This window comes from Bacillus sp. NPDC057893 (assembly GCF_042796455.1).
Taxonomy (GTDB): domain Bacteria; phylum Bacillota; class Bacilli; order Bacillales; family Bacillaceae_G; genus Bacillus_A.
Window position 1 is genome coordinate 429,405 of record NZ_JBHVNG010000003.1, and the last position, 17,089, is coordinate 446,493.

The following is a 17,089-nucleotide window of genomic DNA, read 5'->3' on the forward strand; positions in this document are numbered from 1 at the left end:
CACTTTGTATTCATCCTTATCATCCATCTACAAAAAAAGAATCCGAAATGGATTCTTTTATTTTCTGAAAAAGATTTTTTGGCAATAAAAATAACTCATATAAACACCAAAGCTTTGTACAATAAACAAAGCTGGCATAATAACATTATAATATGCCACCTCTACTTGAAAGAGTCTTAACAATATGTAGCCAGTAATTAATAATACAAACAACATATATCCTTCATTTTGTTGTTTCTTGATTAGAAAATGTAATAAAGCTATGGCCATAAACAATGTCACCACTATATATATAAGCTTTTCACTTTTAAATAGAATAGAGTTTGTTCCCTCATCTGAAAATTTGTTAATAACCGGTTTTAAGGGTTTTAATCTTTCTTCTTCAATTTCTTTCAACTCTTGATCAATATGCTCTTTTACACTTTGATTTTTGGATATTTTTTCTTCACTTTGACTTTTTCCAATTAAAACAGTTTGAACATAAGTCTCATTAGAAATTGTATACTGTGACATTCCCATCATCTTGATACCATAACTCACACCAAAATGAGTACTATAAAATACAATAAGGAGTCCTATCATTTTTAATAGTAATTTTTGTTTCGCCCCTGATTGAAACACTTCAATTAACAGCACATATGCAGCTATAAAAATAGGTAAAAATAACCCCATCGGAAAAATCATATTGCTAAATGCAAATAAAACAGCTGAAATTACCCACATATAAGGATGGTCTAATCCTCTATATAAAAGTATGTAACAAGCACAATAAAATAAAAATATTGCGAGCGATTCCGAAGTTAATACAGAGCCCATAAATATATTTGGAATATATAAAGCATAAAACATAGACGCAATACGACCACACTCTTCTCCAAAGACCATTGAAGCGATGCGATAAATGAAAAACGCAGTTCCTGTACAAAATAAAATATTAAATAGTTGAAAAGCGAATACCGTATCTCCAAATATACGAATGATAATCGATTCATAAATAATAAAAGGTAACTGTGATACATTGCCTATATTATTTCCAATCGCAATCTGCTTTGCAGACTCATACATAGCTTTCATATCACCTATCATCGGACTGTCTACAAATAGAACTGTAATCAGTCTTACAACTATAGATATGCTTATAAGAAAAATAAGAAATTGTTTATCTGTAAAACGATATTGCAAAATTGATGCTACTAACAAAATAAGAATAACAAAAATCACTAATACGATTGTTATACTTGTTGTACTTCCCCCAAAAAATTGCTTACTTGTTTCAAAAGCCGACCAACAACTATAGACAAAAAATGCGAGCATCGCACCAATCATTATTTTACTGAAGAAAGATGAAAAATTTGTTTGTATATGATTCATATGTCCATTGCACCTCTATTTCCATTCATAACAAAACGATTCTATCATGAATAGGCACAAGGTTAACAGGGAATTTCTATGGCAAATACATGGTCATTACTTTTTCACTTGCAATGTAAGCGAATCCTCTTTTACACTACATTTTAGATAAAATAAATTTTCTTTCAGTTACATGAATACAAATACTGAAGTTTAACTAATCATCTTTTAGAATACACTTTACTTCATTAAGTATCTAATATGAGTATTCCACTTACACATTTCATTCTGATTGAAAACAGACTATAGGGGCTGAATATATGGAAAAGAAATTCATGCGAGAATCAAAAGCAATTAAAACAACACGTGTTTTTCCGAACGATTTAAATAATCACCAAACACTTTTCGGGGGAAAATTATTAGCAGAAATTGATAGTATTGCTTCAATTGCAGCTGCGAGACATAGCCGCAAACATTGCGTAACAGCATCTATCGATTCCGTTGATTTTTTAACTCCAATTCACCAAGCAGATTCTGTTTGTTATGAAGCATTTGTATGCTATACAGGGAAATCTTCAATGGAAGTTTTCGTAAAAGTAATTGCAGAGAATTTATTAGCAGGCGAACGTAGAATTGCTGCTACTTGCTTCATTACATTTGTGGCAATAAAAGATGGAAAGCCTTCGTCCGTACCACAAGTACTCCCCGAAACTAAGGAAGAACATTGGTTACACACAACCGGTTTAGAACGCGCGGAAAATCGAAAAAAGGGACGTTTAAAAAGTAAAGAGATGGCTGAAGTTTTAACTTTAAGTAAGCCTTGGAATATTTAACATAATCTTCTCATCATACATGCACGGGCTCTTCCTTGCATGTATTTTTTATTATAAAAAATATTATCTCTTGCCTTTATATTCAGTCGCCCCCTCCTAAAGTCACCCATCAGTTTTTCCTTTATTTCCTTATACTATTAATGGTATATTAAGTAAAGTTGTTTAAAAATAACCATACTGTAGTTAAATATGTAAGGGGTGGTGCGATAATGTCTATCGAGGTACCAATTTCAATACCAAAAACGTTAATTATTATTCCAGCATATAATGAGGAAGAAGCAATTGCAGATACATTAACAAGATTATTAGAACTAAAACAACATTTTACAAGATTAAGCATTTGCGTTATTAATGATGGTTCACAAGATAAAACAGCTCAAATCGTAAAAAATTTCCCTGTTCATCTTATTAATTTACCATATAATCTGGGCATCGGTTCAGCTGTACAAACTGGCTATAAATACGCATATGAGAATGGATATGATATTGCGATTCAGTTCGATGCTGATGGACAACATAATCCGGATGATTTATACAAAATTATACAGCCTATTGCTGAAGGCCAATGCGATATGGTGCTAGGTTCACGCTTTACAGAAAAAACAGCTTATAAAGGTAGTATTTCAAGAAGAATCGGTATTTTTTATTTTACTGCCCTATTGAAAGTGTTAACGAAACAAACATTTATGGATCCAACTTCTGGATATCGTGCTATCAACCGAGAAGTAATTAAGATTTTTGCACACAATTATCCAAAAGATTATCCAGAGCCAGAAGTCCTTATTCATTTAAAAAAGAAAAAACTTCGCATTAATGAGATATCTGTAAATATGCAAGAGCGACAAGGTGGACAATCTTCCATCACACCTCTTAAATCTGCATATTACATGGTTAAAGTAAGCCTTGCTATATTGATGCAAAAAATCGTGAAAGGTTGATAGTGAATGCATATAATTACCTTTTCATTCATCTTTATTTTGTTATTATTCTTCTTAATTATTAATTCTATTCGTCGCGGGACTTTAGAAACAAAATATGCTATTTTGTGGATTTTTGTTTGTGTTGCAATGGCTATTTTAAGTTCTACTGATAAAATTATAAATTGGATTGGAAAACTATTAAAAGTAGAATATCCACCATCCATTTTATTCTTATTTGGATTATTATTCTGTTTCATCTTAATTTTTGACCTAACAAGAAAAATTTCTAAGCTACACCATCAACTTGTAACATTAACGCAAGATTATGCATTATTAAAGCAAAAATTAAACGTAACGCAAACTGAAACAGATAACGAATAATTTTTTCTATTTAAATACTAATATATGCAAAAAGCCCCTTAATTCTTCTAAGAATCAAGGGGCTTTTCATTTCAAACTATTTGTTTCTAATTAATAGTTTACTGATTTTCATAACCGTTGCCACGGTCCCTACTCCAATTATAATAAATAAGAATGGGATTAATGGTAATGCATATCTTTCATATGCAGCATAAAAGCATGTTAAAGCTGTTTGCAGTAAAAGGATTGACCATAAAAATGTAGTCTCTCTCCACCTTTTTAAAAGGAAGATAAATGAAAGTATTGTACATATTAAGAACATCGTCTTAATAAAATTATGTATTTCATTCATATCCTTTGCAGAAACATTGAATACTTCAATATTATGCTCTATAGAATAATACGGTTTTTTCCACATAATTTCTGGCTTCAAGATTAAATAACTCTCTATCATGGAATTCTTATCTGTTTTCCACCATTCTTTCATTTTATCTTTCGCTATTTTTTCTTCTAATTCCATAAATTCATGTGCTTCCAGGTTAGGGTACTTTGCGTGTAATTCTATTTCAAGTTCTGCCATATTCTTACCTTCTGGGTAACCTTTCCCTTGATACGTTCCAAGTAATAACGGATTCCCTGCCCCAGCAGTTAGTGGAATAAATTTATCAAATTGAATGTAATTGCGGGCCCACCATGGTCCAAGTACGATAAGTCCTATTCCTATACTTATAATCGCTTGCTTCATCATAACGCGGAATGGATAGCGCTTCATTAAGAGATATATAAATAATGGTATTGGATATAAAGCAACTTGTACGCGTAAGTACAATGCTAAAAAGTAGAAAATTAATACAATTAGAAAATGTTTCGTTTTATGAGTATCAGCTAATTTTAAGCTCCAATATAATAATCCCAATGAAAAGAATAAAAACGGTCCTTCTGTTAAAGTTAAATTTTCCATAACAATCTCTGGAGGATACACAGCTAATAAGAAAGCACCTATTAATCCTGCAGCGGGATTCAATAAATAAGTACCAATCTTATAAGTTAGTAAAATACTAAGTACCCCTAATAGGATAATAATTAATTTAGCTACAAAAAGGCCTTCATTACCATTTCCAAAAAAGTAAAATACAGTAGCTAAAAACGCTGGAAAACCTGGCATAATATGAATAGTTGGTTTATCCGGCTCATGATATGTTAACATTCCTGTTTCCAATAAAATAGTTGCCGTTTTTTGATAACCTATATCATCGCTAGCTATAGTCAAATCTGCACCATGTGTTTGTAAAGTTGCAAAACGAAGTGCAAAACCGACTATCATAATAATCCCTAAAAGGATTATATTAGATTTGCGAGTAAATCGCCCTAACATCTCATCTTCTCCCTTCGGATACATAATTTTCAAATTACATTTCTATATTTTTACAAGACGATACATTCTATAATAAATACTTTCTATACAAAGTACAACAATAGAAAGTTGATTTACAAAGTTTATATGCGTTAAACTGATACAGATGTTCTTGTAATCTTCTTCCTTTCAAAAGGCTTGTATATATGGTGCAAGACATAAAAAATTTGAGGAGATAAAAATTCTATGATGGAACAAAAACAACTTGTTTCTGTTGTCATACCCCTGTATAACACAGAAAAATATATTGAAGAAACGATGCAGTCAATACTAGATCAAACATATAAAAACATTGAAATTGTAATTGTAGATGATGGAAGTAAAGATCAATCACCTTCTATCGTAAAAGATCTTGCAGAAGAATATCCAGGTCAAGTAAAATACGTTCACCAAAAAAACCAAGGTGTTTCAGTAGCCCGTAATACAGGGATTGAAAATGCTAGCGGAGAATACGTCGCTTTCCTTGATAGTGACGACTTATGGCATCCAACTAAAATTGAGAAACAAATCGAGAGTATGCATAAAAACAACATGAACGCGTGCTATTGTGGTTATATGAATTTCTACGAAGAAACAGGTGAAAAGGTTGAGCATACAACAAGCTTTATTAAAGGTGATATGACAAAAGCTTTCTTAACGCATCAAGTTGTTGCGCAAACAAGTACTTGGATTTTCAAAAGATCTATCGTGCTGGATCATAACATTCGTTTCACACCAGGGTGTAGCTGGGGAGAAGACTTAGAATTTCTATTTAAATTAATGAGTGTAACAAACGTATGCTATGTAGATGAATATTTGACATATTACCGAATCTTATCAGAAGGAAATCTTTCTTCAAAGTATAAAGATTATGAATTAAAAACAACAAAAGAATTAGAAGTATTTAATCGAATGAAAGATTGGGTTCATAATAAATCACAAGACTTAATCGTGAATGATTCTACAGAACTTCTTGAAATCCTTGAAACTTACCTATTCCCATATACGGTCATTAATAACGCTTGTATATACATTAAGGACAACTCTAAATTAGACAAATCACAAGTTCAACTAATCAAAAGCGATATAAAGAAATATTGTCGCGAAATTTATCCAAAAAACGGAAAGCGAAGCAAGAAGTTATACGCGATGCTTTGGTTTGTACGAATCAAGTTTATGTTTTCTTAAATAAAAAATAAGCTTCTAAACATTCTTTCCGTAAACAAATCAAATTTACAAATAGGACGAAGTGCGTCCTGAAAAATAGAAAGGTCTTTTTCCATGAAAACAAATAAAATCCTTAAAAACGCCTCCTACCTATTTGTAGGAAATATTACTGTTCGATTTGTGCTTGCTATTGCGACCATTCTCTTTGCAAGATACGTTTCTCCAGGTGAGTATGGCATGTTTACAACTGCATTAGCAGTTTCCGCTGTTATTTGTTATTTTACAGATGCAGGTTTGACACATACATTTATGCGTGAAGGAACGAGAAGCGATGCTAACATTAGCGTATTAATAAGTAGTTATTTACGTATTCGTTTAGTATTAGCTATCGTAATTTCTGTGCTCTTCGCTATTTTTGCTCAGTTCTTCTATGCTGATGCTTACTTACGTGCCATGGTATATTGGGTTGTGCTACCGACCATGTTTGGAGCAACTTTACAAGGTGTTGGAATGGCTTATTTCCAAGTAACAGAACGTATGCAATTTACAGCGATTATTTCTGTACTACAAGGCGTGACAGCCGCAGCTGCACTTCTACTAGGAATGTCATTTAAATGGTCACTTATGATGGTCGCTGCCATGTACGGGATATCTAGTCTTGTAACAGGAGTCATCGCCTTTATAATGGTAATTCGCTATACAACAGTTCATAAAGGCTGGGACAAAGGTATTTTAGATCAACTGCTTATTTTTACAATCAATGGGATCATCATTATGCTTTTACCACAGTTAGGGCCCATTATATTACAAAAAGTTTCAACATATGAGCAAGTTGGATTCTTTGGGGCCGCCTCTAAAATACCTGCTGTACTTTATCAAATACCCGGTGTAATTGCAGCAGCCTTTTATCCAAAATTGTTTGCCTTTGGAAATGAAAAGAATATTGATGAACATAGAAAACTATCTCAGTTCGAATTAAAACTTATGTCTTTCTTAGGAATGGGAATTTCTATCCCATTTATCGCCGATCCAAGTTTTTGGATTGTAACTTTATTAGGTGAAAAATATGCATTAGCTGGTGATGCCCTTGCAATTTTAGCCTTTATGGTCATTTTACAATCTATCAACTATCCACTTGCTGATAATTTAACAACAATTGGTCAACAGTGGAAGCGTGCGACAACGATGGGAATTGGATTGGCTGTTGCCATCATAAGTTACATCGTATTAGGTAGCCAATTTGGAATGATGGGAGCTGCTGTGGCTGCTATCATTACCGAGATTACATTGTTAATCGGATTTACTTTATTCGTTCGCAAAGGCTTTTCATTACTATTCAAAGGAATAATATTTAATAGCCTAGCATTTATAATCAGTTACGCAATATACCACACAGTATTAATTAACTTACCGCCACTAATAGCTTTAATATTTACTGGTATATTGTACGGTATGATCGGTCTTGCCATTGACCCACAAATACGTGGATTGATTTTAGGATTTATAAATAAAAAGCTGGCTCGAAAATAAATAAAAATAAAAACTTCAAATTAAATTTGAAGTTTTTATTTTATCTTCTTCACTTAGAATGAGCCCTGTTTTCAATCTATATCTTAAATTGACTTGCCTTTCTGGAATGATTATACTTGGAAACGAACAGCCCTAGATGTACAACATCTAGTATTAAAGCAATTCGCAGTTAATCTTCTATACAAACATTAACTTGTCACAACCTAAATTTACCATAATTTACACAACTGAAAACTTTATTGCTACCATTAAAAATCATCGATTCATCCATAGTTTTTCTTCATTATAAAACAATATCTAGATATGGAGCAGGTGGCTTGGATCTTAATAACTATATTTAGGAGGCTTATTCATTTAATGACTTCAGAAGTAAATAAACGAACCTTTTTTACTAAAAGCACACTTATTATCATTCCATTATTAATAATATGTGCATTTGCTTTTCATTACTTTTTCCTAAAATCAGACAGTGTATTTTCTAGTACGGGAGATGCATTATCACAATTCAGCTTCTTTACATTCCTTTTACAACATGCATTTAAAGATGGGAATTTATTTTGGTCTTGGGATTATGGCTTAGGTGGAGATTTATTCGGGGAATTTAGTTATTACTATAGTACAGCACCATTTTTCTGGCTTACGCTTCTACTTCCTAAACTAAATTTTGACCAAATATTTGAGATGAAGCTATATATGAGTATTTTAAAAAGTACATTAGCGATGTTATTCATGTATGGTTCTTTACGTTATCATAATAAAACTGTTTTTTCCTCTTTCATTTCTGCCATTATATATGGAGGATGTGTGACTTTTATTCGCCATTCTTTATTATGGGATTTCATGGCAGATGCTATAGTATTTTTACCTTTAGTAATATGGGGATTAGATAAATATATTTTAGAGCGAAAAAAGGGATTATTCCTGTTTGCAACAGCACTTATGCTTGCATCAAATTTCTATTTCGCATTCATTACTAGTATTTTCATCTATATTTATGCCTTTTTCCAATATTTCGCTACACAGCAGAACAAAACAATTAAAACATTTATAACTTATTATATTAGAATTGCTTTCCTATATTCTTTATCACTAGGTTTAGCCGCTGTTTGCTTTATACCATCTGTAAATGGTGTATTTAGTTCAGATCGACTAGCTACAAAATTTACTATTCCATTATTTTTTGAAGATACGTTTTATAAAAACTTAATGGAAAGTATCTTTTTCATTAATAATACAGAGGATTATCAGCTCGCATTCCCAGTTTTCATTCTCTTCCTTGTTACTGGTGCGCTTCTAATACGCAATAAACTTGTCACAAATAAGTTACTCTTTACTGGGTTTATGTTAGTTCTATATATGCTTCCATATACGTATTCCGTATTTAATGGCTTTTCTGCTATGCAATACAGATGGTTTTACTTATTTGTATTTGTAGTTGCGCAAACTGCCGCCTACATTTTAGATTGGATGCTACTTAACAAAAAGAAGGTCAACTCTTTAATAGGTCCTTTGCTAGCAACAGCACTATTTATTTACGCATTCTATAGAAAAGTAAATATAAACGAACAACCACTAGAAACGATTGATAAAATTTTAATTGGGACTACTGTTTTATCTATTATTACAATATTACTATGGCGCTATTTATCAAAAGCAGTCTTACAATCTTTCATTATATTAAATGTACTGGTCAATGTAATATGTATTAATTACATTTATTCAGATACAGCTCTTAGTAAACACTTTAATCAAGCAGGCGCAACAAAAGAATCATTACATGGTCCAGGTCTCGATAATAAGGATGAAATTGACGCAATTCGTTATATACAAAATCAAGATAAAGATTTTTATCGAATTATCAATCCAAACAATAATTATAAGAATACACCGATGTTGCAAGGTTATCATGGTACAAGTACTTATCAAAGCTTAGTCAATCATGATGTTCATGACTTTATGAAAAATAAGTACAATGTTTTCCAGGGATATGATAGTCCATCTATGTTCTTCCAGTTAGATAAACGACTATTCCTTGAGAACATGCTAGGGGTAAAATATTATGTATTAAGTGAAGGTGCCAATAAAACTGATATTCCGTATGGTTATAAATATTTACAACAAGTAGGTCCTTACAACATTTATAAAAACGAATTTGCACTACCATTAGGCTATGTATACGAAGCTGGAATAAGTGATGAAGAATTTTCAAAACTTAATTTCGCCGAGAGAGATCAACTTTTATTAGATGCTGTAGTTGTAGATAATGTTGGAAGTCTTCCGTTAAAACAATTTAATACGAAACAGCTAGATTCAAAACAAATTAAGATTAATCCAAATAAAATTAAATGGGAAAATATAGATAAAGAGAAAGATATACTCACTGTTCATGAAAATGGGCGTATAATAGTACCTGTTGATAATACCGATATGTTAGGTGATCTCCTTGTTGAAATTAAAATTAGAAATATAAATAAGGAATCATTTGGGGTTACTGTGAATGACAAATCTATGATAAAAGGTAATGAAGATGGAGCTTATGCTTACCCGTTAGAAAGATTTGTTTACAATTTAGGAAAAGATGCGAAGCCAACTGAGCTAATCATTTCTATCCCTACTCCTGGTCAATACGAATTGAAAGACTTACAAGTCAACAGTACCAACTATAAAACTATCCCGAAAAAAGTGAATACTTTAAAAGAAAATAGCCTACAAAATATTTACTATAAAGGTAACTACTTAAAAGGTAATATTAATTCTACTAAAGATGGATTACTATATTTATCTGTACCGTATAGTAAAGGATGGTCAATACAGGTTGACGGTAAAGAAACTGAGTTTACGAAGGCTAATTCTTCCTTTATTGGTGTTCCTATTTCAAAAGGGCAGCATGTAGTTGAAATGAAATACGTCACACCTTATTTCAAAATGGGTCTCGTTATTTCTATCATTTCATTTATCATTTGTATCTCGCTTCTAGTTCTTGGAGATAAGGATCGATATAAAAAATTTAAAAGTCGTTTTAAAAAAAGTTAGTGAAATAAAGTGAAGTAAAAGTTGAAGATAATTGCTTGAACTTTTACTTCATGCCCAGTTTAAAATTACACCTAAGGAGGTCCTAACATGACCCTTTCAATAGTAGTACCTTGTTATAATGAGGAGAAGGTACTCAGAGCTTTCTATTCAGAGACTTCTCTTGAAATTCATAAACTAACTACTGATTATGAATTTGTTTTCGTCAATGATGGAAGTAAAGATAATACACTAGAAATTCTACGTGACCTAGCCGATTCAGACTCAAGTGTACATTATATATCATTTAGTAGGAATTTTGGAAAAGAAGCTGCTATGCTTGCCGGTCTAAAGTACGCTACAGGCGACGCTGTGGTTATTATGGATGCTGATCTACAACATCCACCCGAACTAATAAAAGATATGTTAGACGGCTATAATAGCGGCTATGATCAAGTAATTGCAAAGCGAACTAGGACAGGTGATTCACCAGTACGTTCTTTCGTTTCTCGCTTATATTATAAAGTCATGAATAAATTCGTTGATATTGAGCTAGTAGATGGCATCGGTGATTTTAGACTTTTAAGTAGAAGTGCAGTCGATTCATTACTATCTCTAACTGAATACAATCGTTTTTCAAAAGGTTTATTTTCTTGGATTGGTTTCAAAGAACAAATTATTGAATACGAAAATGTATTACGTTCTGATGGAGAAAGTAAATGGACTTTCTCTAAGTTATTAAATTACGGGATAGATGGTGTAATTTCGTTTAACAATAAACCATTGCGATTATCTATATACCTTGGATTATTAACAACGCTTTTAGCTGTTTTATATGTAATCACTACATTTATTCAAATCACTGTTAGCGGCGTCGATGTACCAGGTTACTTTACATTAATCTCTGCAATATTATTTATCGGTGGTATTCAGCTCATTTTCCTAGGGGTTATCGGTGAATACATCGGTCGTATTTATTATGAAACAAAGCGTAGACCACATTTCATTGTAGCAGAAAAAAAAGTTAGTAAAGCAAAACAAGAAGCTTAGTAAAAAAGTTACTTCTGTAAATAGAAGTAACTTTTTTACTATTATATTTCCCAAAAAAATTAACGTAACATAATTCTTGAAAAAATATACATTTTGAAATGATAGCATTATATGAAAGAATTTAGTATCATGATTCAAGGTACTATTTCAAGTTGGACGGAGGACACTATGAGCTTATTAACAGTCGAAAAATTAGGCCATACATTTGGCGATCGCACATTATTTAAAGATGTATCCATGCGTTTACTAGCAGGAGAACATGTTGGATTAGTCGGTGCAAACGGTGTTGGTAAATCAACATTTATGAATATTATTACTGGTCAACTTATCCATGATGAGGGCCGTGTAGAATGGACACCTGGTACAAATTACGGTTACTTAGACCAACATACAATTTTAACGCCTGGTCGCACAATTCGTGATGTATTAGCTGACGCGTTTTTACCTTTATTTGAAAAAGAAAAAGCTTTAAATGAAGTTGCCGAAAAAATGGGAACTGCAACACCAGAAGAATTAGAAGCACTTCTTGAGGAGATGGCGGAAATACAAGATGCTCTCGAAGCAGGCGGTTTCTATTTACTAGATATGAAAATCGAAGAAGCAGCACGAGGTCTTGGAATTGATGCAATCGGTTTAGATCGTGATGTTTCAGCACTAAGTGGTGGACAACGTACAAAAGTATTACTTGCTAAACTATTACTTGAACAACCAGAAGTGTTATTACTCGATGAGCCTACCAACTATCTAGATGTGGAACACATTAATTGGCTATCGAATTATTTAAAAGAATACCCGCATGCATTCTTATTAATTTCCCATGATACGGAATTTATGAATAAATGTGTTGATGTTATTTTCCATCTAGAATTCACGAAAATGACGCGCTATACAGCGACATATGAAAAATTCTTAGAACTAGCAGAAATCAATAAAAATCAACATATAAACGCTTATGAAAAGCAGCGCGAGTTTATTAAAAAGCAAGAGGACTTCATCGCAAAGAACAAAGCTCGTTATTCAACTACAGGTCGTGCAAAGAGTCGTCAAAAACAGCTTGATCGCATGGAGCTTATTGATCGTCCTGAAACGGCAATTAAGCCAGAATTCTCATTTAAAGAATGTCGTGCAAGTAGCCGTTTCGTCTTTGAAGGTGAAAATGTAGAAATCGGATATACACACCCATTACTACCAAAACTAACAATGACAATTGAACGCGGTGAAAAAATTGCTATCGTTGGATGTAATGGTGTTGGTAAATCAACATTACTAAAAACGATTTTAGGAAAAAATAAACCTTTAAGCGGTAAAACGAGTCTTGGTGACTTCTTAGAGCCCGCATACTTCGAGCAAGAAGTTAAAGCTGATAATATAACACCAATTGATGATGTGTGGAATACATTCCCTAGCATGGACCAACATCAAATTCGTGCAATGTTAGCGAAATGTGGACTGAAAAATGAACATATCTCTCGCCCATTAAATCAATTAAGTGGTGGGGAACAAGCAAAAGTTCGCTTATGTAAACTAATGGGTGAAGAAAGCAACTGGCTACTATTCGATGAGCCAACAAACCACCTTGATGTTACAGCAAAAGAAGAACTTAAAAAAGCTATGAAAGCATATAAAGGGACCATTCTTCTTGTATGTCACGAACCCGACTTCTATGAAGACTGGATAACAAAAGTTTGGAATGTTGAAGAATGGGCAGAAAAAAATAACTAAATTATTTCATGTCAGTAAAAAAGGGCCGTTCCTAAAAGGTAATTAGGGACGGCCTTTTTTTATAAACAAAGATTCTTTTCTCTCTCACCACTTAAGAGAACTTCTCACAATATAAAGAAATTAAAAATGTAAATAATATCCTTAATTTTATAAATTTACATTTAGAAGATAATTTTGGTATCATTTAGATAAAATAGGAAAGGAATTAATTAAAATGGTATTTAGTAACCTTGTCTTTTTATGTTTATTTTTACCCGCTGTACTCTTAATTTATTATGCTGTACGCAAAGAACTACAAAATATAGTTTTATTATTTTTTAGTTTAGTATTTTATGCTTGGGGCGAACCCATCTATGTTTTCCTAATGCTGTTCTCTATCTTTGTTAACTATTGGTTTGGTATCTTGTTAGGGAATAGTCGCTTCACAAATGGGCAAAGAAAACTATTATTAACGTTTGCAATTATAATGAACACAGCTATTTTAGGATATTTTAAATACGCAAACTTTTTAGTGGATAATATCAATTCTATCTTCCATACCAATATTATTCTTGAAAAAATACCTTTACCAATTGGTATTTCATTTTTCACGTTCCATGCGATGAGTTATATTATCGATATTTATAAGAAAAAAGTCGATGCTCAACGAAATATCTTTGATTTGGCTTTATACTTTACTGTATTTCCACAATTAGTAGCAGGACCAATTGTTCGTTATAATACAATTTCTCACCAATTACACCAGCGAACTGTTGATGCCGAAAAATTCTCTGAAGGAGTTCGCCGTTTTATTATTGGTTTGGGGAAAAAAGTTTTAATTGCTAACCAATTAGGTGCTATAGCCGATGAGATTTTCGCAATGAATCCTTCTGATATGAGTGTATCATTAGCTTGGATGGGAGCCATTGCCTATACGCTACAAATTTACTTTGATTTTTCTGGATACAGTGACATGGCAATTGGATTAGGAAAGATGCTTGGATTTGATTTTCTAGAAAACTTTAATTATCCATATATCTCAAAATCCATTTCTGAATTTTGGCGTCGTTGGCATATTTCGCTCGGTTCTTGGTTCCGTGACTATGTCTATATTCCTCTTGGAGGAAATCGCGTTACAACTGTAACCTCTTCATTGTATGGGGATTAACCGGGTTTTGGCATGGTGCCAGTTGGACCTTTATGATTTGGGGTATTTATTATGGAATTCTAATTGCACTTGAAAAAGCAGGACTTGAAAACCTACTTCAGAAATTATGGAGTCCTCTCCAACATATTTACGTTATGTTTTTAGTTATTATTGGATGGGTATTTTTCTGAGCAGATAATTTCAGTTATTGCCTTGAATTTTTAAAATCCATGTTCGGATTTAACGGTCCGTTAACAGACATTAATAGTTATTTCTATGTAATGAATTATTGGGGCATTTTCCTATTAGCTATTATTACTGCAGCGCCCGTATTTCCATGGTTACAAAAAGTGTTATCAACAAAAAGATTTGCTGTTTTATCGCCAATTTATTATTTAAGTATTTTAGTCATTGTTTTAGTATTCCTAACAAATGCAACTTATAATCCATTTATTTATTTCCGTTTTTAAAGGAGGTTCACTATGAAAAAATTTCAAAACCTCACTTTAATAATGGGGTTTCTTACAGTTATTTTTGGAGTGGGTATTTGGACAGCAAAAGTTATCCTTATAGATAAAAAAACATTTTCTGAATTTGAGAACAGAAACTTAGCAATTAGACCTGCTGTAAATGCTTCCACTATAAAAACTGGCGAATTATTTAAAGGTATCGAAACACATTTTACAGATCATATTGGACCTAGAGATTTCTTTCTTGAAAGTTATATAAAGTTCCAATTGTCTATGAATCGAACATTCGTAAACAACATTCATGTTACAAACGATCAATTTATTTTTAATAGGCCTAATATGGAAAATCATTTAAACGATGTTGATGCTGGGGTTCATGAATTAAATACTTTGAAAAAAGATTTTCCTCAAACAGAATTCTATTTTTCTTTAGTTCCTAGTAAGCAAACAGCGTTACAATATAAGCTTCCCTCTTACCTAAATCTTGGGTACGAACAAATACTTAGGGATCACCTTGCTGAGAAATTGGCAGAAACTAAATTCCCTATTATTGATGTATTACCGATGTTTAAAGAAAGTTTTACTAACAAAGAACTAGAACGAATGTATTTAACTACAGACCATCATTGGAATATGGAAGGTGCCTTTTATGCATATGAGGATACGATGAATTTTATTAATTCTCATTCAAACAAATATAAAGGGCAACCAATAAAGAAAGATGACTACACCATTAACTGGGAAAAACCGAAAGGAAAGTTTGTTGGTAGCTGGAATAATCAATTGTACCGCTTAATTGATACTTCATCTGTAAAAATTCCGTATGTCCATTATAATTCGGGTGAATCTTGGGACGACTACACAGTTTACTATGGTGCTATTAAAGATGATACCGCTAAGGAATCTATGGCTCAGTTTTACGGAAAAGAAAAAAATAGTCCTGCTCCTGGATATGCTAATGTTTATCAAACGGATTTCCCTGAAATAAACATCATTAATGAAAAGGCAGACAACGATTTACACATTGTTATCTTAAAAGATTCGTATGCTGATGCTACATATCCTTTATTTGCGCGTAATTTTGCTAAAACAACTTTTATTGATCCTCGTTACACTCAAGGAAAAAGTGTGAAACAGCAAATAGAAGAACAAAATGCAGATATTGTATTGTTTATATACAACGACACCAACGTTTATGGTGATATGTATAAATTTCAAAATGTAAAATAAAAACTTATTTTCAACTATAATCAGTGGGATTTCAATCCCACTGATTATAGTCTCAATTTATATAGTAATATCGGGCTAACCTCAATCTAAAATCATTCAAATCATTATACGTTTCCAAATTCGCTAACATCCCTCGAATAACTGGAATCCTTGGATTTTGAACTCTCATTTCGGATTCTAAAACATCTAAAGTGACTAAAACCTCATCATTTTCTAGTTGATCTGCTAATGTTCGTTTTAATATAATAATTTCATTTAAAAAATGCTCTTTCACCTGTTCTTTAATAAGCTCTGAGCTACAAAATAACTCCCCAATCTTTTCTTCATTTAAAACAGGTTCCTCCGAAGAGTCTAGAAGCCCTTCTACTAAATCGTCTACTCTTTTTAAAATAAATGAAGAAACATGAGAGAAATCTATTTCCGGTTCATTTAAAATAATTAATTGTAAATAACCGTGGCATATCCCTTCCACCATAATTACCAAATCTAATAAGTATGGACTGATTTTTTCACCATAAATAGACAGTAGGCTATTCCGATAAAATGCATGAGATTCTAACTTCATCCGCACCATAAACTCTTCTACTTCTTTATTAAATGGAATGGCATTTTCTCTTGCATGCATAATAATAAATTCTTTATGTTTTTGCACATCAGTAAACTGAAAATATAATTGTTTTTCAAATTTTTCACGTGGTAATAACGATTCTTTTTCAATATCCAGCATTTTCTTTTGGATTTTGTCATAATAATATCGAAGTGTCGCTAATAAAAGCTCATCTTTCGATTTGAAATACAAATAAAAAGCCCCTTTTGATATACCACAAGCTGTGACAATTTCTTGTACTGACGTTGCATTTACACCCTTAGTCGCAAATAACTTCATAGCCATCTCTATAATTAAGCGCTCTTTTTCTTTCATATCTTCT

At 32.3% G+C, this 17,089-nt stretch carries 12 protein-coding genes and 1 pseudogene; 10 read left to right on the plus strand and 3 right to left on the minus strand.

From position 1 onward, the window contains the following. Positions 1-57: 57 nt before the first annotated feature. Positions 58-1,371 (minus strand): ArnT family glycosyltransferase, encoded by a 1,314-nt coding sequence (locus ACFVQC_RS17985; protein WP_377898822.1) that lies wholly within the window; start codon positions 1,369-1,371, stop codon positions 58-60. Positions 1,372-1,670: 299 nt separating this feature from the next. Between ACFVQC_RS17985 and ACFVQC_RS17990 the strand changes: the two genes are divergently transcribed. The 3 genes from ACFVQC_RS17990 (at position 1,671) to ACFVQC_RS18000 (ending at position 3,484) form a co-directional block, all read left to right on the plus strand. Continuing rightward, a complete protein-coding gene (locus tag ACFVQC_RS17990) occupies positions 1,671-2,183 on the plus strand; it encodes an acyl-CoA thioesterase (RefSeq protein WP_002144630.1) in 513 nt (170 codons plus the stop codon). 209 nt (positions 2,184-2,392) lie between these two features. Next, the gene (locus ACFVQC_RS17995; RefSeq protein ID WP_113936141.1) at positions 2,393-3,121 is read left to right on the plus strand and encodes a glycosyltransferase family 2 protein; all 729 of its coding nucleotides are present in this window, start codon (positions 2,393-2,395) and stop codon (positions 3,119-3,121) included. Positions 3,122-3,127: 6 nt separating this feature from the next. Then, positions 3,128-3,484 (plus strand): DUF2304 domain-containing protein, encoded by a 357-nt coding sequence (locus ACFVQC_RS18000; protein ID WP_070145695.1) that lies wholly within the window; start codon positions 3,128-3,130, stop codon positions 3,482-3,484. A 76-nt stretch (positions 3,485-3,560) separates the two neighbouring features. On the opposite strand, the gene ACFVQC_RS18005 is transcribed toward ACFVQC_RS18000, so the two are convergent. Then, positions 3,561-4,838, minus strand: a complete 1,278-nt coding sequence (locus ACFVQC_RS18005; RefSeq protein WP_377898823.1) for a glycosyltransferase family 39 protein — start codon at positions 4,836-4,838, stop codon at positions 3,561-3,563. Positions 4,839-5,063: 225 nt separating this feature from the next. On the opposite strand from ACFVQC_RS18005, the gene ACFVQC_RS18010 reads away from it, so the two are divergent. From ACFVQC_RS18010 to ACFVQC_RS18040, 7 genes and pseudogenes are all read left to right on the plus strand, one after another. Further along, positions 5,064-6,044: a glycosyltransferase family 2 protein gene (locus tag ACFVQC_RS18010; RefSeq protein ID WP_377898824.1), complete on the plus strand. Its 981-nt coding sequence runs from the start codon at positions 5,064-5,066 to the stop codon at positions 6,042-6,044. 93 nt (positions 6,045-6,137) lie between these two features. After that, the gene (locus ACFVQC_RS18015; protein ID WP_377898825.1) at positions 6,138-7,553 is read left to right on the plus strand and encodes an oligosaccharide flippase family protein; all 1,416 of its coding nucleotides are present in this window, start codon (positions 6,138-6,140) and stop codon (positions 7,551-7,553) included. Between the two features lie 357 nt (positions 7,554-7,910). Then, the gene (locus ACFVQC_RS18020; protein WP_377898826.1) at positions 7,911-10,586 is read left to right on the plus strand and encodes a YfhO family protein; all 2,676 of its coding nucleotides are present in this window, start codon (positions 7,911-7,913) and stop codon (positions 10,584-10,586) included. A gap of 87 nt (positions 10,587-10,673) precedes the next feature. Then, on the plus strand, positions 10,674-11,612 hold the full coding sequence (locus ACFVQC_RS18025) for a glycosyltransferase family 2 protein (protein ID WP_377898827.1): 939 nt from the start codon (positions 10,674-10,676) through the stop codon (positions 11,610-11,612). 111 nt (positions 11,613-11,723) lie between these two features. Next, positions 11,724-13,334, plus strand: a complete 1,611-nt coding sequence (abc-f, locus tag ACFVQC_RS18030; protein WP_377898828.1) for a ribosomal protection-like ABC-F family protein — start codon at positions 11,724-11,726, stop codon at positions 13,332-13,334. 214 nt (positions 13,335-13,548) lie between these two features. Continuing rightward, positions 13,549-14,930, plus strand: a pseudogene (locus ACFVQC_RS18035) (MBOAT family O-acyltransferase). Positions 14,931-14,942: 12 nt separating this feature from the next. Further along, positions 14,943-16,160 carry an alginate O-acetyltransferase AlgX-related protein gene (locus tag ACFVQC_RS18040; protein ID WP_377898829.1) on the plus strand — a complete coding sequence of 406 codons (1,218 nt, stop codon included), beginning with the start codon at positions 14,943-14,945 and terminating at the stop codon, positions 16,158-16,160. Between the two features lie 52 nt (positions 16,161-16,212). On the opposite strand, the gene ACFVQC_RS18045 is transcribed toward ACFVQC_RS18040, so the two are convergent. Then, positions 16,213-17,082 carry a TetR/AcrR family transcriptional regulator gene (locus tag ACFVQC_RS18045; protein ID WP_002144617.1) on the minus strand — a complete coding sequence of 290 codons (870 nt, stop codon included), beginning with the start codon at positions 17,080-17,082 and terminating at the stop codon, positions 16,213-16,215. Positions 17,083-17,089 lie beyond the last annotated feature (7 nt).

What these genes read in the sequence shown, in the direction of transcription:
- ACFVQC_RS18005 (WP_377898823.1), bottom strand. Translation starts at nt 4,838, where the DNA reads ATGTTAGGGCGATTTACTCGCAAATCTAATATAATCCTTTTAGGGATT.
- ACFVQC_RS18015 (WP_377898825.1), top strand. Translation starts at nt 6,138, where the DNA reads ATGAAAACAAATAAAATCCTTAAAAACGCCTCCTACCTATTTGTAGGA.
- abc-f (WP_377898828.1), top strand. Translation starts at nt 11,724, where the DNA reads ATGAAAGAATTTAGTATCATGATTCAAGGTACTATTTCAAGTTGGACG.
- ACFVQC_RS18010 (WP_377898824.1), top strand. Translation starts at nt 5,064, where the DNA reads ATGATGGAACAAAAACAACTTGTTTCTGTTGTCATACCCCTGTATAAC.
- ACFVQC_RS18025 (WP_377898827.1), top strand. Translation starts at nt 10,674, where the DNA reads ATGACCCTTTCAATAGTAGTACCTTGTTATAATGAGGAGAAGGTACTC.
- ACFVQC_RS18000 (WP_070145695.1), top strand. Translation starts at nt 3,128, where the DNA reads ATGCATATAATTACCTTTTCATTCATCTTTATTTTGTTATTATTCTTC.
- ACFVQC_RS17990 (WP_002144630.1), top strand. Translation starts at nt 1,671, where the DNA reads ATGGAAAAGAAATTCATGCGAGAATCAAAAGCAATTAAAACAACACGT.
- ACFVQC_RS17995 (WP_113936141.1), top strand. Translation starts at nt 2,393, where the DNA reads ATGTCTATCGAGGTACCAATTTCAATACCAAAAACGTTAATTATTATT.
- ACFVQC_RS18040 (WP_377898829.1), top strand. Translation starts at nt 14,943, where the DNA reads ATGAAAAAATTTCAAAACCTCACTTTAATAATGGGGTTTCTTACAGTT.
- ACFVQC_RS17985 (WP_377898822.1), bottom strand. Translation starts at nt 1,371, where the DNA reads ATGAATCATATACAAACAAATTTTTCATCTTTCTTCAGTAAAATAATG.
- ACFVQC_RS18020 (WP_377898826.1), top strand. Translation starts at nt 7,911, where the DNA reads ATGACTTCAGAAGTAAATAAACGAACCTTTTTTACTAAAAGCACACTT.
- ACFVQC_RS18045 (WP_002144617.1), bottom strand. Translation starts at nt 17,082, where the DNA reads ATGAAAGAAAAAGAGCGCTTAATTATAGAGATGGCTATGAAGTTATTT.